The following is a 22,479-nucleotide window of genomic DNA, read 5'->3' on the forward strand; positions in this document are numbered from 1 at the left end:
GGTCACGTCGTCGCGGATCCGGTCGTCGCCCGCTGCCGGTAATGCCATGCCCGCCAGGATACGAGGCCGGCGGCCAGCAGGAGCGAGATCACGGAACCGGCCAGCACGCCGAGTGTCGCCTGATCGCGCAGGTCCGCAGCATCCGTGAAGGCGAGCTCCGACAGCAGTAGCGACACCGTGAACCCGATGCCGCCCAGCGCTCCGGCGGCGACGAGGTCGGCGAATGCCAGAGGCGGCGCACTCCCCCGGTGCGCGAGGCGCAGCGACAGCCAGCCGAACGCCGCGATGCCCACGATCTTGCCGACAGGGAGCGCCACCAGCACACCCCAGAACGCCGGCGACAGCTGCGACAGCGGCACGGACGGGATGGCCACGAGCGCGGCGGAGAACGCGAACACCGGCAGCACGATGACGTTCACCCACGGCTCGAGCTCGTGCCGCACGCGCAGCGCGGGCCGCTGCGCCATCGCGAGCCCGAGGACGACGCCCGCGATCGTCGCGTGGACGCCCGACAGGTAGACCAGCACCCACGTGGTGATCGCGAGCAGCACCAGCACCACCGCGATCGGGATGCGGGCGCGGGTATCGAGCTGCCTGCTCAGTATGCCGAACGCGACCACCGCGACCGCCGCCCCGGCGAGCGCCGCGATGTCCACCCCGTCGGTGAAGAGCACCGCGATGAAGATGATGCCGACGATGTCGTCGAGGATCGCGAGGGCGAGGAGGAACACCCGCAGCGCCGCGGGAAGCCCCTTGCCGAACACCGCGAGGACGCCGAGCGCGAAGGCGATGTCGGTCGCCGTCGGGATCGGCCATCCTGCGGTCGCGTCGGTGCCCCACGCCATCGCGGCGTAGATCGCGATCGGCACGAGCACGCCGCCGGCCGCTGCGATGGCCGGCTGCAGCGCCTTGCGGGCGGAGTTGAGCTGCCCGCCCGTGAGCTCGTACTGCAGCTCGACGGCGACGACGAAGAAGAAGACGGCGAGGAGGCCGTCCTTGATCCAGTGCGACAGGCTCAGCTCGAAGACGCCCGGGATGCCGAACTCGGCGTGCATGGCCGCGTCGACGGCGGGCGCCACCGCGGAGTTGGCGACGAAGAGGCCGAGACCTGCGGCGACGAGCAGGATGACAGCGGGAAAGCGGGCGGAGCGAAGAAGCGACATCGGGCCTCCGGAGGGGATCGCGGGTCGACAAGGGGTGCGCCGACCAGACTTCCCGGCTCTCCACGGGCCAGTGTAGCGAGGCCGACTTCGTCACCGAGGGACGCCGTGCGGCGCCGTCGTCACACAGCGTCGGCCGTGACGGCCGGGCGACAGCGCGCCGTTAGCCTGGAGAGATGCGCGAACTCACCCAGACCGAAGCGATCGACCTCGTCGGCCGATACGAGGCGGAGCAGGCGATCCCCGAGCAGATGCGCAGCGACGTGCGCATGCTGGGCACCCTCCTCGGCCAGGTGCTGCGCGAGAGCGGTTCGCCCGGGCTGTACGAGGACGTCGAGCGCCTGCGCACCGCGACCATCCAGGCCTACACCGACGAGACGCCCGAGGCGTTCGCCCGTGCCGCGGCGATCGCCGACTCCTTCACGGTCGCGCGCGCCGAGGAGGTCGCCCGGGCGTTCACCGCGTACTTCCACCTCGTGAATCTCGCCGAGGAGCACCAGCGGGTGCGCATCCTCCGTGAACGGGACGGCCGGCCCGACCGCGAGCAGGCCACCGACTCGGTCGCGGCGGCCTTCGTGCGGCTCGCCGCCGAGGTCGGCGACGACACCGCGCTGCGCCGGCTGCAGAACATGCGGTTCCACCCCGTCTTCACCGCGCATCCGACCGAGGCGCGCCGCCGCGCCGTCTCGACCAGCATCCGCCGCCTCGCGACGCTCCTCGAAGAGCACGACGCATCGCGGCGCAGCGGTGTGAATCAGCAGCGTGCCGACCAGCGCCGCGCCGAGCGGCGCATGCTCGAAGAGATCGACACGCTGTGGCGCACGGCACCGCTGCGATCCGAGAAGCCTGCGCCCACCGACGAGGTGCGCGCGGTGATGGCAGTGTTCGACGACACGCTCTACACCGCGGTGCCGCACGTCTACCGCCGCGTCGACGACGCGCTGCAGGGGCCGGCGGCCGGCGGCCGCGCGCCCGTCGTCCGTCCCTTCGTGCGGGTCGGGTCGTGGGTCGGCGGCGATCGCGACGGCAACCCGTTCGTGACGGCATCCGTCACCCGCAAGGCGTCCGCCATCGCGAGCGAGCACGTGCTGCTGGGCCTCGCCCGCACCGCCGGCCGCATCGGGCGCACGCTCACGCTGGACGCGACCACCACGCCGCCGAGCGACGCGCTGCTGGCGCTGTGGCGGCGCCTGAAGGCGGCCGACGAGGACGCCGCGAAGGACATCGCCAAGCGGTCGCCCGACGAGCCGCATCGCCGCATCGTGCTGCTGATCGCGCGGAAGATCGAGGCGACGCGCGCCCGCAACGCCGACCTCGCGTATGCCGACCCCGAGCACCTCCTGGCCGACCTCCGCGTCGTGCAGGATTCCCTCGTGCAGGCCGGCGCACCGCGCCAGGCCTATGGGCACCTGCAGCAGCTGCTGTGGCAGGTCGAGACGTACGGGTTCCACCTCACCGAGCTCGAGGTGCGTCAGCACTCGGCCGTGCACGCCAAGGTGCTCGCGGAGCTCGAGTCGGGTGTCCCGCGCAGCGAGCTCGCCGAGGAGGTGCTCGATGTGATCCGCACCGTCGGGTTCCTGCAGGAGCGCTACGGCTCGCGGGCGGCCGGCCGCTACATCGTGTCGTTCACGCAGTCCGCCGAGGACCTCGCCGCCGTCCACAAGCTCGCGGCGTACGCGGTCGGCCCCGAGGGCCGGGCCCCCGTGCTCGACGTCATCCCGCTGTTCGAGACCTTCGCCGATCTGCAGGCGGCGCCCCGCATCCTCGCCGAGATCGTCGAGCACCCGGAGTTCGCGGCTCGCCTGGAAGCCACCGGACGGCGCCTGGAGGTCATGCTCGGCTACTCCGACTCGTCGAAGGACGTCGGACCGGTCGCCGCGAACCTCGCGCTGTACGAGGCGCAGGCCAAGATCGCGGCCTGGGCCGACGAGAACCGCATCGAGCTGACGCTGTTCCACGGACGCGGCGGCGCGCTCGGCCGCGGCGGAGGGCCTGCCAACTCGGCGATCATGGCCCAGCCGCCGCACTCGGTCGACGGCCGGTTCAAGCTCACCGAGCAGGGTGAGGTGATCTTCGCCCGCTACGGCGATCCGGCCATCGCCATGCGGCACATCGACCAGGTCGCCGCGGCGATCCTGCTCGCGTCGTCACCCTCGAACGAGGAGCGCAACCGCGCGGCGGCCGACAAGTACGCGGGTGTCGCGGCGACGCTGGATGCCGCATCCCGCGAGCGCTTCTTCTCGCTGGTGAAGGCGCCCGGCTTCGCGCCGTGGTTCGCCCGCGTCACCCCGATGGAGGAGATCGGCCTGCTGGCGCTGGGTTCGCGCCCGGCCCGCCGCGGTCTGTCGGTCGAGTCCCTCGAGGACCTGCGCGCCATTCCCTGGGTGTTCGCGTGGACCCAGGCTCGGATCAACCTGGCCGGATGGTTCGGACTCGGCACCGCGCTCGATGCGGTCGCCGACGAGCCCCTCCTGCGGCAGGCGTACCAGGACTGGCCGCTGTTCCGCACGCTGATCGACAACGTGGCCATGAGCCTCGCGAAGACCGACGATCGCATCGCGCTGCACTACCTGGAGCTCGGCGACCGCGACGACCTCGCCGCGCTCGTGCGCGACGAGATGCGGCTGACGCGCGACTGGGTGATCCGGATCACCGACGGCACCGAGCTGCTCGGCAACAAGCCGGTGCTGCAGCGGGCCGTCAAGATGCGCAGCCCCTACGTCGACGCCCTCTCGCTGCTGCAGCTGCGCGCCCTGCGGGCGCTCCGCGAGGCACCGGAGGGTGCACCGGTCGACCCGGAGCTGCAGCGACTGCTGCTGCTGTCGGTGTCGGGCGTGGCCGCCGGGCTGCAGAACACCGGCTGACCGGACGCCGCGCGGGATCGGCGCGTCGCACCCGGGGCCGCGCACCGCGCGGCGTACCGTGGCCCCCATGGCACGGATCATCGTCGCCGAAGTCTGCCCCCACTGCGGGTCGCTCGATGCGCGGGCGACCGAGCCGAGGTGGTTCCGGATCGAGTGGGATCGTCGAGACGCCCTCGACGACGGCTTGATCGACCGCGTCGAGTTCGAGTGTCGCGACTGCGGCCTGCACTGGGAGTGACGACGGCGGATCACGAATGCCGCTGGGCCGCAGGCCCACGCGGCCCGGCCCTTCGTCGGTCGTTCATCCCGGCGGGTCTCACGATGCCCGCGGCCCGTCGGGCGGTTCGTCGGGCGCGTACCGATCCAGCTGGTCCTCCACCGTCGTGGCGGCCGCCTGGGCACTGGGCGCGAAGCCGAGGACGACGGCGGTGAACCGATCGGCGGCGAGCGCCTTCAGCTCGAGCCGCGTTTGCGCGACCACCGTCGCCGTCCGCGGCGTGCGACGAAGCAGCGCGATCTCGCCGAATCCCTCGCCTTCGCCGAGCGTCGCGATCACGCGACCGTCGCCCAGCACGTCGGCTCGGCCGCTCTCGACCACGTAGTAGTGATCGCCGAGGTCCCCCTGGCGGAAGACGGCGCTGCCCGGTGCCACCTCGACCGGCTCCAGCCCGCGAGCGAGCTGCTCGATCGCGGGCAGCGGGAGCGGCTGGAACATCGGCACACGCTGGAGGAGGTCGACCTCGGCGTCCAGCGCCCCGACGGAGTGATCAAGACCGCGCAGCCGCCACCACGAAGCCAGCGCGAGCACTGGACACAGCATGCCGATCGCAATCAGCGCGCCGTCGACGCCGAGCCACGCGATCATCACCGACGCGACGATGGCCCCGACGCCGATGGAGACGGCGACCAGGCTCTCGAGCACGCCGAAGACGCGCGCCATCAGGGCGTCCGGAGTCAGCCTGCCGATCAGCGTGAACCCGGCGAGGTCGATCAGCGCGTTGCCGACCCCGACGAACGCGAGCAGGAAGAGCGCCGCCGCCTGCGCCGGGAAGACGCCGACGAGGGCGATGGGCAGTCCCCACAACGCCACGCCGACGGCGAACCACCCGCCCAGCCGCCGGGTTCCGACGAGCAGCGAGGCCGCGAGCGAGCCGAGGACCGCGCCGACGCCGACCGAGGCCATCAGCGATCCGGCGCCGGACTCCCCCATGCCGAGCAGCTCGATGGCGACCACGACCGAGAACACGGTGAGCGCGCCCCGGGTGAGCGATTGGGCGGCGGCCAGGCCGAGGATCAGCTGCAGATCGCGGCTCCGCCACACCGCGGCGGCTCCTTCCGCGGCCTCCCTCAGCAGGTCGCGCCGCGGCGCCGCCGGTCTCGGCGGCGCGTCGTATCGCACTCGGAAGAGCAGCAGCGCCGCCCAGAACGACGCGACCGCCGCGACGGCGAACACGACGGAGACATCGGTGAAGGCCAGCAGGATCGCGGCGAGGAGCGGCCCGACGAGCGTCGCGACGGAGTCCAGCAGACCCCGCACGACGTTGGCGCTGGCCAATTCGTGGCCGGTGCGGCACAGCGTGGGCAGGAGGGCGGAGTGCGCCGGCCGGAACATGGTCGCCGCGATCGTCGAGACGACCGCGAGCGCGTAGACGACGGCGATCGGGCCCGACACGGCCACGACGGCCGCCGCGACCGCGGTGGCAGCACCCCGCACGACCGACACCACGACGAGGACGCGCTCACGCCGCCCACGGTCGGCGAACGGCGACAGGATGGGCGCCAGCAGCGCGGAAGGGAGCATGCGCAGCAGTCCCACCGCGCCGAGGGCGAGCGCGCCGCCGGCGTTGTACGCGACGATGCCGAGCGCCACCGTGAAGGCCCACTCCGCTGTCCAGGCACCGAGAAAGCTCAGCTGCGCGCGCCGCAGATTGGCGTTGCGCCAGTTGCTCGAGAAGGCCCCCACGGCCTGATCGAGCCTCGAACGGGTCCCCAGACGGCCCATGTCGCGACCCTACGGCTTCGGCCGGGGGAAGGCCAGCGCCACGTGGATCTCGTGACCGCCGGCTGAGCGACCGAATCGCCGAGATGTCAGTCGAGGCGGCGGTCGTCGGCGTGACGCGCGAGGCTGCGGCCGTAGCGCTCGGTGAGCTGCACCATGAGGTCGGGGGTCTCTCGGTCGAGGCCGAACACGTAGCCGGGGAAGTCCAACTCCCGCTGCGCCGCCCAGATCTCCTCGTGGCGATCGGGCGGAAGGACCTGGACCGGATCTCCCACGGCGACCCAGCCGATCGGCACCGTCGAGTCCGCCGGAAGCGTCGTGCGCAGGTGCACGACGGCGTTGATGCGCACCTCGCTGCGCGCGCCGATGCGCGCACCGTTGAAGACGCGGGTGCCGGTCGCGAGGAACACCTCCTCCTCGACGACGGCGCCCGACACACTCGCCATCGGGCCGACGAGCACGTGATCGGCGATGTGGACCGGATTCGTCGAGGTGGCACGGATCAGCGCATTCTCCATGACGATCACATTCGCGCCGAGGGTGACCGCTCCGCCCTCGGCGGTGATGACCGCACCGTGGAGGATCTGGCAGTCGGCGCCGATCTCGACGTCGCCGCTGATCACGGCCGTCGCGGCGACGACGGCGTCGGGGTGGATGCGGGGCTGGGCCCCGAGGTGCTCGAAACGCATCATGCCTCCTCGATCCCGAGCCGGCCCGCTCGTCGTCGGGGCCGTCGCGGTCGGTTCACAGCGTAGTGCGGTGCATCTTCACCGCACGCCGTCTCCATCGCACGACGTCTTCTCACGCGGTCAGGTCGGGTGCTCGGTCAGCCGCCAGTAGTACCCGCTCGGATCGAGCACCCGGAAGTCGCGGAGGCCCCACGGCTGCGCCTGCACGTCGTCGTCGACGGGCCAGCCCTCCTCGGCGACCCGCAGGCGGGCGGCATCCAGATCGTCCGTCTCGAGCACGAGCTCCACCCCGACGGGTGGTCGGCGGGGCGCGGTATCGACGGACGCCCGCCAGGCCGCGCCGACGCGCACGCGGCCGAGCTCGAGCGCGACGTAGGCCCACTCGACGTGCCGCTCATCGCGCACGAGCGTGAACCCGAGCACGCGGACGTAGAAGTCGACGGCCCGGTCCAGGTCGTCCGGGAAGATCTCGATGCGGAGGTCGGCCACCATCCCACCACTCTCCCGCACCTGGATGCGGTGCGTCGCGCGGAGCGCGCGCAGACACGCTGCGCGGGGACGGCGGGCGCCGTCGTCACACGCGCGGTCGACGCTGCGGACCCTGGGTAGGGTGAAGAAGCGCCACCCCAGAGCGCATCGCTCCACCCCGAAAGCTTTCCCGATATGCCCTCTGCACTGCCGACCACCGCTGCTCCCGCCGCCCTCGCGTCCACCGAGTCGATCCGCCTCGTCCTCGACACCGTCGCGGCGCGCAATCCTCACGAGCCGGAGTTCCTGCAGGCGGTGCACGAGGTGCTCGAATCGATCGCACCGGTGCTGGAAGCGCACCCGGAGTTCATCGACGGCGGCATCTTGGAGCGGCTCGTCGAGCCGGAGCGGCAGATCATCTTCCGCGTGCCGTGGGTCGATGACGCCGGACGCCTGCAGGTCAACCGCGGGTTCCGCGTGCAGTTCTCCTCGGTGCTCGGTCCCTACAAGGGCGGTCTCCGCTTCCACCCCTCGGTGAACCTGTCGATCATCAAGTTCCTGGGTTTCGAGCAGATCTTCAAGAACGCCCTCACGGGTCAGGGCATCGGCGGCGCCAAGGGCGGCAGCGACTTCGATCCGCACGGCCGCTCCGATGCCGAGATCATGCGCTTCTGTCAGTCGTTCATGAACGAGCTCTACCGCCACCTCGGCGAGCACACCGATGTGCCCGCCGGAGACATCGGCGTGGGTGCCCGTGAGATCGGCTATCTCTTCGGCCAGTACCGGAAGGTGACCAACCGCCACGAGTCAGGCATGTTCACCGGCAAGGGCGTGCAGTGGGGCGGCGCGGAGGTCCGCACCGAAGCGACCGGCTACGGTGCGGTCTTCTTCAGTGCGGAGATGCTCGGCGTCCACGGCGAGACGCTCGCGGGCAAGCGGGTCGGCGTGTCCGGCTCGGGCAACGTGGCGATCTACGCCATCGACAAGGCCCACCAGCTGGGCGCGACGCCCGTGACGGCATCGGACTCCTCCGGTTACGTCGTCGACGACGCCGGCATCGACGTCGGTCTGCTCCGGCAGGTCAAGGAGGTCGAGCGGGCGCGCATCGCGGAGTACGCGGCGCGACGCCCGACGGCCCGCTACGCCGAAGGCGCACGCCCCTGGGAGGTGGCTGTCGACGTCGCGATCCCCTCGGCCACGCAGAACGAGCTCGACGCCGACGACGCGCGGACACTCATCGCGAATGGCGTGGGCGCCGTCGCCGAAGGCGCCAACATGCCCTCGACTCCCGAGGCGATCGAACTCTTCCAGTCCGCGGGCGTCCTGTTCGGGCCGGGCAAGGCGGCGAACGCGGGCGGCGTCGCGACCTCGGCGCTCGAGATGAGCCAGAACGCCGCCCGTCAGCGCTGGAGCTTCGATGACAGCGAGGCGAAGCTGCGCGCGATCATGGCCGACGTGCACGACGCCGCGTTCGCCGCCGCCGAGAGATACGGCCGCCCGGGCGACTATGTCGTCGGGGCCAATTCGGCCGGCTTCGAACGGGTCGCGCACGCGATGCTGGCGCAGGGCGTCATCTGACCGCCACGGTGGCAGAACGGGTCGCCCACAGCGGGCTGTGCCCGCCCACTCGGCTGAGGGGCGGGGCGCGCACGCCGACGGTCAGGCGCTGACGGCCGCCTCGGCGGCGGCATCCGCGTCGGCCTTCTTGGGCGGCCACAGCTGCTCGATCAGCTGCGCGACCCAGGCGATGAGCTCGTCGTCGCCGAGCGGCTCGCCGCCGGCCGACGGAAGCGGCACGACCATGGCCTCGCCGCCGGCGACGAGCTTGGCCTTGGGGTGCAGCCGCTGCAGGCGCACGCGCATCGAATCGGGCAGGTTCGCGGGCGCGATGCGCAGGTTCGGACCCATCGCGACCACGTCGGCGAGGCCGGCCTGTCCTGCACGGCGTCGCAGCCGTGCGACCGCGAGCAGTCCCTCGACCTCGGCCGGCGGCTCGCCGTAGCGGTCGGTCAGCTCCTCGACCACGAGGTCGATCGCGTCGGGCTGCGCGGTGACGGATGCCGCCGCCGAGAGCTTCTGATACGCCTCGAGTCGCAGGCGCTCACTGTCGATGTACGACTCGGGGATGCGGGCCTGCACCGGCAGCTCGAGGCGCAGCTCGGCAGGTCCCTCGGTCTCTTCGCCGCGGAACGTGGCGACCGCCTCGCCGATCATGCGCAGGTACAGGTCGAAGCCCACGCCCGCGATGTGACCGGCCTGCTCGGCGCCCAGGAGATTGCCGGCGCCGCGCAGCTCAAGATCCTTCAGCGCGACCTGCATGCCCGAGCCGAGGTCGTTGTTGACCGCGATCGTCTCGAGGCGGTCGGCCGCGGTCTCGCTGAGCGGCTTCATGTCGTCGTAGAGGAAGTACGCGTAGGCCCGCTCCCGCGCGCGACCCACCCGGCCGCGCAGCTGATGCAGCTGGCTGAGACCGTACTTGTCGGCGCGGTCGATGATGATCGTGTTGGCGTTGGAGATGTCGAGACCGGTCTCGACGATCGTCGTGCAGACCAGGACGTCGGAGCGCCGCTCCCAGAACGCGTCGACGACCTCTTCGAGCGCGTGCTCCCCCATCTGGCCGTGTGCGACCGCGATGCGCGCCTCGGGCACCAGCTCGGCGAGCTCGGCCGCCACGCGCTGGATCGACTGCACCCGGTTGTGCACGTAGAACACCTGGCCCTCGCGCAGCAGCTCGCGGCGGATCGCCGCGGTGATCTGCTTGTCGTTGCGCGGCCCGACATACGACAGGATCGGATGCCGGTCCTCGGGCGGCGTCTGCAGCGTCGACATCTCACGGATGCCCGTCACCGCCATCTCGAGTGTGCGCGGAATCGGCGTCGCGCTCATGGCGAGGATGTCGACGTTGGTCTTCAGCTTCTTGAGCTGGTCCTTGTGCTCGACGCCGAAACGCTGCTCCTCGTCGATGATCATGAGGCCGAGATCCTTGAAGATCACCTTCTCGGTGAGGATGCGGTGCGTGCCGATGACCATGTCGACGGTGCCGTCGGTGAGGCCGGCGAGCACCTCGCGCGCCTGCTTGTCGCTCTGGAACCGCGAGAGCGCCTTGACCTTCACCGGGAAGCCGGCGAAGCGCTCGGTGAACGTCTCGAGGTGCTGCTTGACCAGCAGCGTCGTCGGCACGAGCATCGCGACCTGCTTGCCGTCCTGGATGGCCTTGAACGCGGCGCGGACGGCGACCTCGGTCTTGCCGAAGCCGACGTCGCCGGACAGCAGGCGGTCCATCGGGATCGGCTTCTCCATGTCGGCCTTGATCTCGTCGATCGTCTGCAGCTGGTCGGGAGTCTCGGCGAACGGGAACGCCTCTTCGAGCTCGCGCTGCCAGGGGGTGTCCGGCCCGAAGGCGTGGCCCTTCGACGCCATGCGCGCCGAGTACAGCTTGACGAGCTCGACGGCGATGTCGCGCACCGCGCGGCGGGCCTTGCTCTTGGCCTGGGCCCAGTCGCTGCCGCCCATCTTCGACAGCGTCGGGGCCTCGCCGCCGACATAGCGCGAGAGCAGGTCGAGCTGGTCGGTCGGCACGAACAGCTTGTCGCCCGGGTAGCCGCGCTTGGACGGCGCGTACTCGAGCACGAGGTACTCGCGCACGCTTTTCACCGCGTTGCGTCCGCCGCTCGAGACCTCGCGCTGGGTGAGCTCGACGAACTTGCCGATGCCGTGCGTCGCGTGCACGACGTAGTCGCCGGCCTTGAGCTGCAACGGGTCGACGACGGCCTTGCGCCGCGAGGCGAGCTTCTTGACGACCCGGTTGTCGCCGCCGATCGTGCGGCCGTAGAACTCCGACTCGGTGAGCACGGCGAGCTTCGCGTCCGCCGCCTCGAACCCGCGCTCGAGCACGCTCAGGACCACGTGGGCGACACCCGGCTCGGGCGCCTGCAGCACCTCGTCGACCCTGCGGGCCGCGATGCCGCGTTCGGCCAGCACGTCGCGGGCGCGTTCTACGAGGCCGGCTCCGGATGCCGCGACGACGACGCGCCAGCCGTCCGCCAGGAGCGCTCCGATGTGCGCCGTCGCGCCTTCCACGTTGCCCTGGAAGGACGGGACGGCCGACCCGGGCACGCGGATCGCGGCGGCGGCCTCGAGTGCGACGTCGATGTCCTCGTCGATCAGGCCTTCGGCGGCGGCATCCGCCTGTCCCGAGTCGAAGGCGCTGAGACTCCACCAGACACCGCCCCGTGCGCGGGCAGCCGCACGCACCGCGGGCAGCGACAGGAAGTCGCCGGCACCCAGGTCGATCGGGGTGCTGGCACCTGCCGTCGCCGCGCTCCACGCCGCCTCGAGGAATTCGCGGTTCGTGTCGCCGAGGGTGATCGCACGCGCGACGGCGCGCTCCGGGTCGACGAGCGCGACGGCCGAGCCCTCGGGCAGATAGTCGACGACGGCCACGAGCCGATCCACGACGGCCGGGAGCAGGGACTCCATGCCTTCGACCGGGATGCCCTCGGCCATCTTCTCGAGCATGCCGGCCAGGCCCGGCAGCTCGTCCTTGAGCTCTCGGGCACGCTCGCGCACGGCGTCGGTGAGCAGCAGCTCTCGGCTGGGCAGCAGGGTGACCTCACGCACTTCGCCGGGCAGCGACCGCTGATCGGCGACCGAGAAGGCGCGCATCTCGTCCACCTCGTCGCCGAAGAACTCGACGCGGTACGGGTGCGGTGCGGTCGGCGGGAAGACATCCAGGATGCCGCCGCGCACCGCGAACTCGCCGCGCCGCGACACCATGTCGACGCGGTGATAGGCGAGCTCGATGAGCCGGGCCGAGACGTCGCCGAGGTCGTGCCCGCGAGCGCCGATGACGAGTTCGATCGGCGCGACGTCGGTGAGTCCGGCCGCCAGCGGCTGGATGGCGCCCCGCACCGAGGCGGTGATCACGAGCGGCGTCGTGGCATCCCAGCGGGCGATGCGCGTGAGGATCTCGAGCCGGGTGCCGACGGTCTCTGCGCTCGGGCTCAGCCGCTCGTGCGGCAGCGTCTCCCACGCCGGGAAGTGGAGCACCTCGGCGCCGGGCAGCAGCGCACCCAGCGCGGGACCGAGCGACTCCGCACGGCGCCCCGTGGGCGCGATCAGCATCACCACCGGCGGTTTGCCCGCGGCGCGGCGGCGCTCGATCAGGGCTGCGAGGAGCGGAGCGTCGAGTCCTTCGACGAGCGAGAAGTCGGCATCGACGGATGCCGCGGCCACCGCGTCCCGAAACGGCTCAGCCTGCTCGAGGGCGCGAACGATCCCGGGAACTGTCACCGCACGAGTCTACGGCGCAGGACCGACACCCGGGCTCCACGGACCGACACGACACCGGGTGCACAGAATCGGAGGGCGTGCGGGGCGCGCCGGGCCGCGGCATCCGCTCTCCGGCGTGTCGCCGACAAGATCCGATTCTGTGCAGGCGGATTCCACGTGACCGTGCTCCTAGGATCAATCGCGTGAGCACCCCTGACGCGCCGCAGAACCCGCCCGTCCCGCCCGGGCCGTGGGCGCCGCCCGCCGCACCACCGTTCGGACCGCCTGCGGGGACGACCGGAGGCCCGGCGCAGCCCGCCGGCGGACATCCGGGGGTTGCGCCCGGTCGGCCCGCACCTCCCGCAGGAGCGTACGCCCCGCCGGCCGGCTACGCCCTCGCGCCCGGTGCGGCGGGTCCCGCGTACGGCGCCGCGCCCGCGCATCGCAGCAGCGTACTCGGCGTGGTCGCCCTGGTCCTCGCCCTCGTCGCGACGGTGGGGGCGAGCATCTTGGGTGCGATCGCGAGCTACCGGATCGGACTCGGCGCCGGCCGCCAGATCACGGCCGGGGCCCTCGACACCGATTTCGACTGGTCGATCCTGACGCCGGTACGCGACTGGGTGCTGCTCGGCGAGGTCTCGTTCTGGGTAGGCACCGCGCTCGGTGTGTGGGCCCTGGTGCAGGGTGTCATCGCGATCGTCACGGCGCGCGGACGAGGCGCCGGCATCGCCGCAGTGATCGTCGCCGCCCTCGGCCCGATCGCCTTCGGCGCCGTGGTGCAGGGCTTCCTGACCGCCGGCCTCGCCGCCGGCACCGGCATGGGCAGCTGACGGGTCTCGCGAAGCCTCGGCCCGCGGCATCCGTCTTCTCCGTCGCTGTTTCCTCAGTTGAGGACCAGAGCCGAAACGAGGGCCGATCTCGGCCCGCTGCTCCGCATCTCGGCACCATTCCTCAACTGAGGAACGCGGATGCCGCAGCCGGCGCTCAGCGGACGCGAGAGGTCAGACGCGGGGGGCGTGGTGCTTCTGCTGAGCGGCGAGGAGGCCATCGGCCACGAGCTGCTCGACCGCGTCAGCGGCGTCGCCGATGAGGATGGGCAGGTTCTTGCGCTCCGTGGCGCCGAACGGGTCGAGCACCCAGTCGGCCGGGTCCTGACGCCCCATCGGGCGGCCGATGCCGACGCGCACGCGCGGGAACTCCGCCGTGTCGAGCGCCTTGGCGACATCGCGCACGCCGTTGTGGCCGCCGTGGCCGCCGCCGACCTTGAGCTTGATCGTGTCGAACGGGATGTCGAGCTCGTCGTGCACGACCACCACGTGGTCGGGGGCGATGCCGTAGAACTTCGCGAGCCCGGCGACGGGTCCGCCGGACACGTTCATGAACGTGTTCGGCTTGGCGAGGATGAGCTTCGCCGCACCGGGGCGCAGCCACGTCTCGACGACGCGCGCGTTCGCCTTGTGCGCCTTGAAGGACTCGCCACGCCGTCCCGCGAGCTCATCCACCACGAGCTGTCCGACGTTGTGGCGCGTGAGCTCGTAGCGGGGGCCGGGGTTTCCCAGGCCGACGATCAGCCACGTCTCTGCCATGTCATCCATCCTGCCGGTGAGACGAAGGCGAGGGGGCGCGGCATCCGCACCCCCTCGCCGTCGTGAAGGAATTACTCGGAGGCGGACTCTTCCGAGGCCTCGGCCTGCTCGGCGGCGACCTCGGCATCGGCCTCGGCGATCTCTTCCTCGGCGGCCAGCGTCGAAGCCGGCACCGAGATGGCGACGATGAGCAGCTCGGCGTCGGCGATGAGGACCGACCCCTTCGGCAGCTTCAGGTCGGCGGCCGTGATGTGCGTGCCTTCCTCGAGGCCCTCGACGTCGACCTCGATGTGCTCGGGGATGTGCGTGGCCTCGGCCTGGAGGGTGACGGTCGTGTTGTCGAGGTTCGCGATGGTGCCGGGAGCGGACTCGCCCACGACGACGATCGGCACCTCGATCTCGACCTTCTCGCCCTTCTTCACGACGAGCAGGTCGATGTGCTCGATGACCTGGTGCACCGGGTCCTTCTGCACATCCTTGACCAGCGTGAGCTGCGACGTGCCTTCGAGGTCGAGCTCGAGCACCGCGTTCGCGCGGCGGATGAGCAGCGAGACCTGGTGGCCCGGCAGGGCGACGTGCACGGGGTCGGTGCCGTGACCGTAGATGACGGCGGGGATCTTGCCGGCGGCGCGGAGGCGGCGGGCGAAGCCCTTGCCGAAGCTCTCGCGGAACTCGGCCTGGACCTTGGTATCGGGCTCGGACGACATGGGGTTCTCCTTGTGGGCGCACTGGCCCGGTAAGCTGCGGCGCGTGGCCGTTCTGACTCGGCCTGCGCGGTGGCGGGCCCGGGGTATTCGGGGTGTCTTCGACTCGAACGCGCACGCGTGAGGAAAGCCCGTTGGGCCGGCATCACTGCGTCGATCACGGATGCCGCAGCCCACCGGAATCGACGGGCGCGAGGCATCCCTCGCCGAAGTTCGAGACGAGTCTACCAGCGCGCCCGCTACGATGAGGAACGCCCCTGCTTCCCGCTCCCTCGGAGGACCCCATGGACTACGGCTTCTGGAGCCACGCTCTTCTCTGGCTCATCGGCGCCATGGCCGCGGTCGGTGCGCTTGCGACCGCGCTGGCGTTCTGGAGCCTCGGTCGCCAGGGCTACCGCAAGGACTGATACCGCTCGAGCGCCGCCACCGCGGCGTCGACGACATCGGCCAGCGGCGGGTCTCCCGCCACGACGACGCCCGCCTCATCCGGCTCGAGGTGCTCGAGCGTCTGCAGCTGCGAGATCAGCAGCGATGAAGGCATGAAGTGCTCGCGCGCGCCCATGCGACGCGCGAGCTCGTCCCGCGGCACGCGGAGTTCGACGAAGACGACACGGGGTGCGGTCGTTCGGCCGCGGATGCGGTCGCGGTAGCGGCGGGCGAGCGCCGAGCAGGCCATCACCACTCCCCCGGGCGCTTCCCGCAGCGTCGCGGCCACGACGTCGAGCCACGGCATCCGATCGCCGTCGTCGAGTGCGACCCCGGCGGCCATCTTCGCGACGTTCTCCGTGGGATGGAGGTCGTCCGCATCGACGAACGGCAGTCCGAGCCGCTGGGCCAGCGCCAGACCGACGACGGATTTGCCCGAACCGCTCGGCCCCATCACCACGATCCGCATCGCCGATGCGGGGCCGGCGCCGACGACTCCCGGCGCAGCGGGCTCCGGCGCAGCGGGTTCCGGCGGGGTGGACTCCGGGAGGGGGGACCCCGGGAGGGAGGGCTCGGTCACGACGGCCACGGTAGCCCACCGCCCGACGACGCGTCACACCCGGCCGGTTCGGGGTGTGAGCGTCCCGCCGCTGCGGCGTAACACGGACCCGTCAGACTCTAGGCTGAAAGAGACGATCTAACCTCAGGAGCGCGTGTGTCTTCGAACGACCCTTCAGCGAGCGGCAATCAGGCCGAGACGAACATCTCGACGGATCAGGACCAGGCTCCTGACGAGGCGACGACCGCACACGAGGCCGCACCGGCACCCGAGGACGTGGCCCGCGAGACTCCGGAGCCGCAGGGTCCCGAGACCGATCGCGTGGCCACGGCGAACATCGGCGTCGTGGGTCTCGCGGTGATGGGGTCGAACCTCGCGCGCAACCTCGCCAGCCGCGAGGGCAACACCGTCGCCGTGCACAACCGCAGCCGGTCCAAGACCGACGAGCTGCTCGCCGCCCATCCCGAGGCGGGCTTCGTGCCCGCGTTCTCGTACCAGGAGTTCGCCGCGTCGCTGCAGAAGCCGCGCGCCGCGATCATCATGGTGAAGGCCGGCCGTCCCACCGACGCCGTCATCGACGCGCTCGTGGAGGTGTTCGAGCCGGGCGACATCATCGTCGACGGCGGCAACGCGCTGTTCACCGACACGATCCGCCGCGAGAAGGCCGTGCGCGAGACCGGCATCAACTTCGTCGGCGCCGGCATCTCGGGCGGCGAGGAGGGGGCCCTCAACGGCCCGTCGATCATGCCCGGCGGCTCGGACGAGTCGTGGGTCACCCTCGGCCCGATCCTCAAGTCCATCGCCGCGGTCGCCGAGGGCGAGCCGTGCGTCACGCACATCGGCCACGACGGCGCCGGCCACTTCGTGAAGATGGTGCACAACGGCATCGAGTACGCCGACATGCAGCTCATCGCCGAGGCGTACGACCTCATCCGGCGCGGCACGGGCAAGACGCCGGCCGAGATCGCCGACGTGTTCGCCGAGTGGAACCGCGGCGAGCTGGAGTCGTACCTCATCGAGATCACCGCCGAGGTGCTCCGCCAGGTGGATGCCGAGACCGGCGAGCCGCTCGTCGACGTCATCCTGGATCAGGCCGGCGCCAAGGGGACCGGCGCGTGGACCGTGCAGACCGCCCTGTCGCTCGGCGTCCCGGTCTCGGGCATCGCCGAGGCCACGTTCGCCCGCTCGCTCTCGTCGCACCCCGAGCAGCGCGAGATCTCGCGCGACCTGCCCGGCGCCGAAGAGGAGCTCGAGGTCGAGGACGCCGACGCGTTCATCGAGGACGTGCGGCTCGCCCTGTACGCCTCGAAGATCGTCGCGTACTCGCAGGGCTTCGACGAGATCCGCGCCGGCGCCGCCGAGTACGACTGGCAGATCGACCTCGGCGCGGTGTCGAAGATCTGGCGCGCGGGCTGCATCATCCGCGCCCAGTTCCTCAACCGCATCGCCGACGCCTACGACCAGACGCCGGATCTCGCCGTGCTGCTGACCGCGCCCTACTTCGTCGAGGCGCTGGGCCGCGCACAGGGCGCCTGGCGCAGGATCGTGTCGACGGCCGCGGGTGCCGGCATCCCGGCGCCCGCGTTCTCGTCGTCGCTGTCGTACTACGACGGCCTGCGCGCCGAGCGCCTGCCGGCAGCGCTGATCCAGGGTCAGCGCGACTTCTTCGGCGCCCACACCTACAAGCGCATCGACAAGGACGGCACCTTCCACACGCTGTGGTCGGGCGACAGGTCCGAGATCGAAGCCGAAGACACCCACTGACGCGAGACCCGCGCCGGACGAGGCCGACACATCAGAGGGCGGATCTCCATCGCGGGGATCCGCCCTCCGGCGTCTGCGCCGACTTCTAGCCCGCGTGGCCGTTCGGTACGGGCTTCACGTTGTGGTTGCGGCAGAACATGTTGCCCGGGTCCCACGTGTGCTTGACCGCGGCCAGTCGCGCCATGGTCGCCGGCGGGTACATGTGCTGGGCGATCGTCTCGTCCGTCGACACGGTGAAATTGCCGTAGACGCCCGAGCCCTTGGCCTCGATGGCCTCCCACTCGGCCGTGACGTCGGCGCGCCCCGCGTCGTCGAGCATGCCGGGGATGTCGAACGCCCCGGCCATTGCGAACCACGTCGCGTCGCGCGCCGGGAAGGCCGTGTCGTCCTGCGCGACGTCGCCGTACGCGCCGCCGAGCGAGCGCAGCAGCACCACCGACGCGGGGTGCTGCTCGCGGAACGTCACGAGGCGGTCGATGGCGTCGTCGTCGAGCGCCCCGAGCAGCGTGTTTCCTCCGACGAAGCCGGGCATCGGCTGTTCGGGGTCGAACTCGGGAGCCTCCAGCAGGACGTCGGGATAATCCTGCACGCCGAACTCCCGCTCGGTGACGCCGGGCGCATGCGCGAGCGGCGCCAGCGCGCGACGGGCGGCGTCCTCATCGGTGCCTGCCCACACCGCCGTGATCGAGGCGCCCGCCGGCGCACTCGGGTCCATCGCGGGGACGTCCATGTAGGTGACGGTCAGCTCTCGCGGCGCATCGGCCAGGACATCGGCCAGCACGCGCAGGACCGGCCGAGCGTCGCCCTCGAGCCCGTAGACGGCGTGCACGACGCCGTCGAGCGGGTGGGCTTCGAAGTCGAACCGCGTCACGACGCCGAAGTTGCCGCCGCCGCCGCGCAGCGCCCACAGCAGCTCCGGGTGGGACGTCTCGGTCACCTCGACCACGTCGCCGCGCGCGGTGACGAGCTGCGCGCCCACCAGCTGGTCGGCGGCGAGTCCCCAGGCCCGCACCATCCAGCCGATGCCGCCGCCGAGTGTGAGCCCGCCGACGCCCACCGAGGCCGTATCGCCCGAGCTGAGCCCGAGCCCGCGTTCGGCGAGGGCATGGGCGACGCCGCCCCAGAGGGCACCGCCGCCGACGCGCACACGCGTGCCGTCGACCTCGACCGTGTCGAGGGCGGAGAGGTCGAGGGTGAGGCCGCCGGGCACCCCGCCCCAGGCGCTGTGACCGCCGCCGCGGATCATGATGTCGAGCCGCTCGGCGGCGGCGTAGCGGACGGCGCCGCGCACGTCGTCGACGCTCGCGGCGCGGATCACGGCAGCGGGCTCGCCGATGCCGGAGTGGAAACGGCGGGCGGACTCCCATTCGGAGTCGCCCGGACGGATGACGGTGCCGACGGATCCGGCACTGAGGTCGTCGTTGCTCATGACCGCAACGCTAGGGGCCTCCACCGACATCGGGGAAGATGTTCGCCGTCAGCGAGAGAGCGCCTTCCACCGCGCCGTCCGCGTGCGGGCGTAGGCTCGCACGGGTGACGAGCATCCTCTACATCGGCGGTACCGGAACGATCAGCGCGGCGTGCGTGCGCCGCTCGGTGGCCCTCGGGCACGAGGTCGCGGTGCTCAACCGCGGCACCGCGAGACGCCCGCTCCCGCCCGAGGTCGAACTGATCGAGGCCGACGTGCGCGACGCCGGCGCGGTGCGCACCGCCCTCGGCGACCGCCGGTTCGACGTGGTCGCCGAGTTCCTGGCCTTCACTCCCGAGCACATCGCCACCGACCTCCAACTGTTCGAGGGACGCACCGGGCAGTACGTGTTCATCAGCTCGGCATCCGCGTACGAGAAGCCTCCGCGGCGCGTGCCGGTGACCGAGTCGACGCCGCTGCGCAATCCGTTCTGGAAGTACTCGCGCGACAAGATCGCGTGCGAGGACGTGCTCGTCGCCGCATACCGCGAGCGCGGTCTGCCGGTGACCATCGTGCGACCCTCGCACACCTACGACGAGCGGCTGCTGCCGACCCTGGGCGGCTGGACCGACATCGCGCGCATGCGCGCGGGTCGACCGGTCATCGTGCACGGCGACGGAACGAGCCAGTGGACCATCACGCACTCGGACGACTTCGCGGTCGCCTTCACCGGGCTGCTCGGCAATCCGGCAGCGATCGGCGACGCGTTCACGATCACCGGGACGCACGCGCCGACCTGGAACCAGATCTACGGCTGGCTGGCCGATGCCGCCGGTGTCGACTCCCCCGATCTCGTGCATGTCGCCTCGGACACGATCGCGGCGTTCGCACCCGATCTCGGGCCCACGCTCATCGGCGACAAGGCCCACTCGATGCTGTTCGACGCGTCGAAGGTGACGCAGCTGGTGCCCGACTTCCGCACCACGATCACCTTCGACGAGGGCGCCCGCCGCATCCTCGCCCACTACGACGCGCACCCCGACGAGCAGCGCATCGACGAGGGCCGCGACGCGCTCTTCGATCGCATCGCGGCCCATGCGCGCTCGGCCGGCTGATCAGCGTCGGCTGACCGGCGGCAGCTGATCAGCGGCGGGTGATCTCGCGCACCGCACCCTTGTCGAGACGCAGGCGGCGCCGCGCGCGGCGCGCGACAGCGGAGTCGTGCGTGACGACGATGAGCGTGAGCCCTTCGTCGTTGAGAGCCTGCAGCACCGAGAGGATCTCGTCGCGCATGCTCTCGTCGAGGTTTCCGGTCGGCTCGTCGGCCAGGAGCACGCGCGGGCGCTTGACGATCGCGCGCGCGATCGCGACCCGCTGCTGCTGACCGCCTGAGAGCTCACCCGGACGGTGGTCGGCGCGGTCGGCGAGGCCGACGTGCGAGAGGGCCTCGGCGACGCGGGCGGAGCGCTCGTCCTTCGACAGCCCGAGTGGCTCCAGCGCCATGTCGACGTTCTCGTGCGCGGTGAGCGTCGGGATGAGGTTGAACCCCTGGAACACGAAGCCGATCTCGTGCGCGCGGATGCGGCCCAGCTCGGCGTTGCTCGCGGTCGCGATGTCGATCTCGCCCAGGTGCACCGAGCCGGCGCTGGGACGGTCGAGCGCGCCCAGCAGCTGCAGCAGGGTGGACTTGCCGCCGCCGGTCGGCCCCTGGATCGTGACGAAGTCTCCGGCGTCGATCGTGAGGTCGACGCCGGCGAGCGCCTTCACGATGCGGCCCTTCTGCGTGTAGGTGCGGCTGACGCCCTCGAGCCGGTACTGCGCCGGGGCTGCGGCATCCGGAGCAGAGGGGGTCTCGATGTCGATCATGGTCATGATGTGCTCTCCCTTCCTGGAGGCGGGTTCTGCGGAGACGGGTTCGGGTGCGGTGGGGACGGCGCCGGACATCGGATGCCTCAGCCGACCGAGCGGAGCGCTTCGGCGGGGCTCAGCCGCGCGGCGCGCCAGCCGCCGAACGCACCGGCCACGAGGCCTCCGAGCACCGCGATGCCGACGGCCGCGATGACGACCCAGAGCGTGACCGGCGCCTGCAGGACGATGTCGGCTCCCGACTGCTGCATGGCCGCGGCGCCGAACGGGCCGCCGCGGGACACCGTGCCCCCGGCGCCACCGGGGCCGAAGCTCTCGGTGGCGGGCGGCGTCGAGATCGTCGGGGCGATGAGGTTGATGGCGAGGATGCCGGCGAAGCCGATGACGAGACCGGCAACACCGCCGATGAGCCCCTGCACGACCGATTCGCCGGCGACCTGCCCGACGACGCGGCTGTTCGACCAGCCGATCGCCTTGAGCGTGCCGAACTCGCGGGTGCGGCGCGAGACGCCCGAGATGGTGAACAGCACCGCGAGCACGAGTGCGACGGCGAGCACGACGAGGGACAGCCAGGTGCCGAGATTTGTGATCAGCGCCGACGCGCTCGAGAGGGATCCCGACACGGTGGAGGCGAGATCGGACTGCGAGCTCACCGTCGCCTCGGGGAGCTCCTCCTGGAGCGCCGTCTGCACGGCCGAGATGTCGTCGGAGGTCTCCGCCTGCACGTACACCGTCGAGATCACATCTCCTGCGCCGGAGAGCTCCTGAGCCACGTCCAGCGGGATGTACGCGTTCGACGCGGTGTCGGCCTCGTCCGAGGTGGAGGCGACGATCCCGACGACCTCGAAGTCCTGCCCGCCGACGTCGATGGTGTCGCCGACGGCGAGGTCGGCGGTCGCGGCGTAGGTCGCATCGAGCACCGCCACGTAGGCGCCGGCGTCGGATGTCTCGAGGCCTCGGCCGTCGCTCAGCTCCACGGCGGACAGCGGGCCCACGGCATCCGCCGACGGGTCGATGCCGAGCACCGTGAAGGAGTCCACGTCGAACGAGCCGCCGGCGAATCCGCCCCCGGCTTCGCCCTCGGTCTGCTGCGGGGGCAGTGCCTGGGTGGTGTCGCCGGACTCATCGGGACGCGGCGGCAGCTCGCCCGAGAAGGTCATGTTCGTGAGGCTGAGCGCCCCGGATGCCGCGGCCACGCCTTCCACGCCGGTCACGGTGCCGAGCGTCGACGCGTCGAGGGTCGAGCGCATCGGCTCGGTCACCAGGCGCGACTGGCTGAGCTCGGTGGTGCCGTCGTCGGCGGTCTCGCCTCCGTCCTCGGCGAAGTCGAACCGCGCGCCGCCTTCCCCGGGCTCGGCCTGAGCGCCGGTGACGGTGAGGTCGGTGCCGACGCCGTACACCGACTCGAGCGCCTGCGCCTGCGCGGCGCTCACCCCGGCGGCGAGCGAGTTCACGATCATCACGAGCGCGATGGCGATCGCAAGGCCCGCCGCAACGATGATCGTCTGCTTCTTGCGGCCGGCCAGCTCCCGCCGCAGATAGGTCAGGTACATGGGTCTCCTCTCGGCGGGCGGAATGCCGGCCGTCGAAGGGAACCTACGGAGCTCATTCATGTGCGCCGCCAGCGGGGGCTATGCAGACCGTATGAAGCCGGATGTCGCAGCGCAGGCCGCGCCGGAGCCGCAGTTCACAGCCGGCGCATAGCGCGCTCCATA

At 71.5% G+C, this 22,479-nt stretch carries 18 protein-coding genes; 7 read left to right on the forward strand and 11 right to left on the reverse strand.

What is annotated here, in order from left to right; translation table 11 throughout:
• Positions 1-2: 2 nt before the first annotated feature.
• Positions 3-1,163, reverse strand: coding sequence for a Na+/H+ antiporter NhaA (nhaA, locus tag ABG085_RS12385; protein ID WP_347976035.1), 1,161 nt, complete (start codon positions 1,161-1,163; stop codon positions 3-5).
• Positions 1,164-1,336: 173 nt separating this feature from the next.
• Between nhaA and ABG085_RS12390 the strand changes: the two genes are divergently transcribed.
• On the forward strand, positions 1,337-4,024 hold the full coding sequence (locus tag ABG085_RS12390; protein WP_347976036.1) for a phosphoenolpyruvate carboxylase: 2,688 nt from the start codon (positions 1,337-1,339) through the stop codon (positions 4,022-4,024).
• Positions 4,025-4,091: 67 nt separating this feature from the next.
• Complete coding sequence (locus tag ABG085_RS12395) at positions 4,092-4,262, forward strand: hypothetical protein (protein ID WP_347976037.1); 171 nt, start codon at positions 4,092-4,094, stop codon at positions 4,260-4,262.
• A 78-nt stretch (positions 4,263-4,340) separates the two neighbouring features.
• Here the strand turns inward: ABG085_RS12395 and ABG085_RS12400 are convergent, their stop codons facing one another.
• From ABG085_RS12400 to ABG085_RS12410, 3 genes are all read right to left on the reverse strand, one after another.
• Positions 4,341-6,026: an MFS transporter gene (locus tag ABG085_RS12400; protein ID WP_347976038.1), complete on the reverse strand. Its 1,686-nt coding sequence runs from the start codon at positions 6,024-6,026 to the stop codon at positions 4,341-4,343.
• Between the two features lie 86 nt (positions 6,027-6,112).
• On the reverse strand, positions 6,113-6,712 hold the full coding sequence (locus ABG085_RS12405) for a gamma carbonic anhydrase family protein (RefSeq protein ID WP_347976039.1): 600 nt from the start codon (positions 6,710-6,712) through the stop codon (positions 6,113-6,115).
• Between the two features lie 120 nt (positions 6,713-6,832).
• Positions 6,833-7,204, reverse strand: coding sequence for a VOC family protein (locus ABG085_RS12410; RefSeq protein ID WP_347976040.1), 372 nt, complete (start codon positions 7,202-7,204; stop codon positions 6,833-6,835).
• A gap of 171 nt (positions 7,205-7,375) precedes the next feature.
• On the opposite strand from ABG085_RS12410, the gene gdhA reads away from it, so the two are divergent.
• On the forward strand, positions 7,376-8,758 hold the full coding sequence (gdhA, locus tag ABG085_RS12415) for an NADP-specific glutamate dehydrogenase (RefSeq protein WP_347976041.1): 1,383 nt from the start codon (positions 7,376-7,378) through the stop codon (positions 8,756-8,758).
• Positions 8,759-8,839: 81 nt separating this feature from the next.
• Here gdhA and mfd read toward each other — a convergent pair whose 3' ends face one another.
• Positions 8,840-12,472, reverse strand: coding sequence for a transcription-repair coupling factor (mfd, locus tag ABG085_RS12420; protein ID WP_347976042.1), 3,633 nt, complete (start codon positions 12,470-12,472; stop codon positions 8,840-8,842).
• A 182-nt stretch (positions 12,473-12,654) separates the two neighbouring features.
• On the opposite strand from mfd, the gene ABG085_RS12425 reads away from it, so the two are divergent.
• Positions 12,655-13,281, forward strand: coding sequence for a hypothetical protein (locus ABG085_RS12425; protein WP_347976043.1), 627 nt, complete (start codon positions 12,655-12,657; stop codon positions 13,279-13,281).
• 171 nt (positions 13,282-13,452) lie between these two features.
• On the opposite strand, the gene pth is transcribed toward ABG085_RS12425, so the two are convergent.
• Both pth and ABG085_RS12435 read right to left on the reverse strand, forming a co-directional pair.
• Positions 13,453-14,037: an aminoacyl-tRNA hydrolase gene (gene pth, locus ABG085_RS12430; RefSeq protein ID WP_347976044.1), complete on the reverse strand. Its 585-nt coding sequence runs from the start codon at positions 14,035-14,037 to the stop codon at positions 13,453-13,455.
• Positions 14,038-14,108: 71 nt separating this feature from the next.
• Positions 14,109-14,744, reverse strand: coding sequence for a 50S ribosomal protein L25/general stress protein Ctc (locus ABG085_RS12435; protein ID WP_347976045.1), 636 nt, complete (start codon positions 14,742-14,744; stop codon positions 14,109-14,111).
• 281 nt (positions 14,745-15,025) lie between these two features.
• On the opposite strand from ABG085_RS12435, the gene ABG085_RS12440 reads away from it, so the two are divergent.
• Positions 15,026-15,148 carry a hypothetical protein gene (locus tag ABG085_RS12440; RefSeq protein ID WP_347976046.1) on the forward strand — a complete coding sequence of 41 codons (123 nt, stop codon included), beginning with the start codon at positions 15,026-15,028 and terminating at the stop codon, positions 15,146-15,148.
• On the opposite strand, the gene ABG085_RS12445 is transcribed toward ABG085_RS12440, so the two are convergent.
• The gene (locus ABG085_RS12445) at positions 15,133-15,747 is read right to left on the reverse strand and encodes a gluconokinase (RefSeq protein WP_347976047.1); all 615 of its coding nucleotides are present in this window, start codon (positions 15,745-15,747) and stop codon (positions 15,133-15,135) included. The two genes, ABG085_RS12440 and ABG085_RS12445, sit on opposite strands and share 16 nt — an antisense overlap.
• 300 nt (positions 15,748-16,047) lie before the next feature.
• Here ABG085_RS12445 and gndA point away from each other — a divergent pair, with 300 nt between their 5' ends.
• Positions 16,048-17,490 (forward strand): NADP-dependent phosphogluconate dehydrogenase, encoded by a 1,443-nt coding sequence (gene gndA / locus ABG085_RS12450; RefSeq protein ID WP_347979190.1) that lies wholly within the window; start codon positions 16,048-16,050, stop codon positions 17,488-17,490.
• 85 nt (positions 17,491-17,575) lie between these two features.
• Here the strand turns inward: gndA and ABG085_RS12455 are convergent, their stop codons facing one another.
• Positions 17,576-18,919 (reverse strand): FAD-binding protein, encoded by a 1,344-nt coding sequence (locus tag ABG085_RS12455; protein WP_347976048.1) that lies wholly within the window; start codon positions 18,917-18,919, stop codon positions 17,576-17,578.
• A 104-nt stretch (positions 18,920-19,023) separates the two neighbouring features.
• On the opposite strand from ABG085_RS12455, the gene ABG085_RS12460 reads away from it, so the two are divergent.
• Positions 19,024-20,013 carry an SDR family oxidoreductase gene (locus tag ABG085_RS12460; RefSeq protein WP_347976049.1) on the forward strand — a complete coding sequence of 330 codons (990 nt, stop codon included), beginning with the start codon at positions 19,024-19,026 and terminating at the stop codon, positions 20,011-20,013.
• Between the two features lie 28 nt (positions 20,014-20,041).
• On the opposite strand, the gene ABG085_RS12465 is transcribed toward ABG085_RS12460, so the two are convergent.
• Positions 20,042-20,770, reverse strand: a complete 729-nt coding sequence (locus tag ABG085_RS12465; protein ID WP_347976050.1) for an ABC transporter ATP-binding protein — start codon at positions 20,768-20,770, stop codon at positions 20,042-20,044.
• An 80-nt stretch (positions 20,771-20,850) separates the two neighbouring features.
• Positions 20,851-22,317, reverse strand: coding sequence for an ABC transporter permease (locus ABG085_RS12470; protein WP_347976051.1), 1,467 nt, complete (start codon positions 22,315-22,317; stop codon positions 20,851-20,853).
• Between the last annotated feature and the right edge of the window lie 162 nt (positions 22,318-22,479).

Origin of the sequence: Microbacterium sp. ProA8 (genome assembly GCF_039905635.1) — a bacterium.
Classification (GTDB): Bacteria; Actinomycetota; Actinomycetes; order Actinomycetales; family Microbacteriaceae; genus Microbacterium; species Microbacterium chionoecetis.

What these genes read in the sequence shown, in the direction of transcription:
- nhaA (WP_347976035.1), bottom strand. Translation starts at nt 1,163, where the DNA reads ATGTCGCTTCTTCGCTCCGCCCGCTTTCCCGCTGTCATCCTGCTCGTC.
- ABG085_RS12390 (WP_347976036.1), top strand. Translation starts at nt 1,337, where the DNA reads ATGCGCGAACTCACCCAGACCGAAGCGATCGACCTCGTCGGCCGATAC.
- ABG085_RS12395 (WP_347976037.1), top strand. Translation starts at nt 4,092, where the DNA reads ATGGCACGGATCATCGTCGCCGAAGTCTGCCCCCACTGCGGGTCGCTC.
- ABG085_RS12400 (WP_347976038.1), bottom strand. Translation starts at nt 6,026, where the DNA reads ATGGGCCGTCTGGGGACCCGTTCGAGGCTCGATCAGGCCGTGGGGGCC.
- ABG085_RS12405 (WP_347976039.1), bottom strand. Translation starts at nt 6,712, where the DNA reads ATGCGTTTCGAGCACCTCGGGGCCCAGCCCCGCATCCACCCCGACGCC.
- ABG085_RS12410 (WP_347976040.1), bottom strand. Translation starts at nt 7,204, where the DNA reads ATGGTGGCCGACCTCCGCATCGAGATCTTCCCGGACGACCTGGACCGG.
- gdhA (WP_347976041.1), top strand. Translation starts at nt 7,376, where the DNA reads ATGCCCTCTGCACTGCCGACCACCGCTGCTCCCGCCGCCCTCGCGTCC.
- pth (WP_347976044.1), bottom strand. Translation starts at nt 14,037, where the DNA reads ATGGCAGAGACGTGGCTGATCGTCGGCCTGGGAAACCCCGGCCCCCGC.
- ABG085_RS12435 (WP_347976045.1), bottom strand. Translation starts at nt 14,744, where the DNA reads ATGTCGTCCGAGCCCGATACCAAGGTCCAGGCCGAGTTCCGCGAGAGC.
- ABG085_RS12440 (WP_347976046.1), top strand. Translation starts at nt 15,026, where the DNA reads ATGGACTACGGCTTCTGGAGCCACGCTCTTCTCTGGCTCATCGGCGCC.
- ABG085_RS12455 (WP_347976048.1), bottom strand. Translation starts at nt 18,919, where the DNA reads ATGAGCAACGACGACCTCAGTGCCGGATCCGTCGGCACCGTCATCCGT.
- ABG085_RS12465 (WP_347976050.1), bottom strand. Translation starts at nt 20,770, where the DNA reads ATGACCATGATCGACATCGAGACCCCCTCTGCTCCGGATGCCGCAGCC.
- ABG085_RS12470 (WP_347976051.1), bottom strand. Translation starts at nt 22,317, where the DNA reads ATGTACCTGACCTATCTGCGGCGGGAGCTGGCCGGCCGCAAGAAGCAG.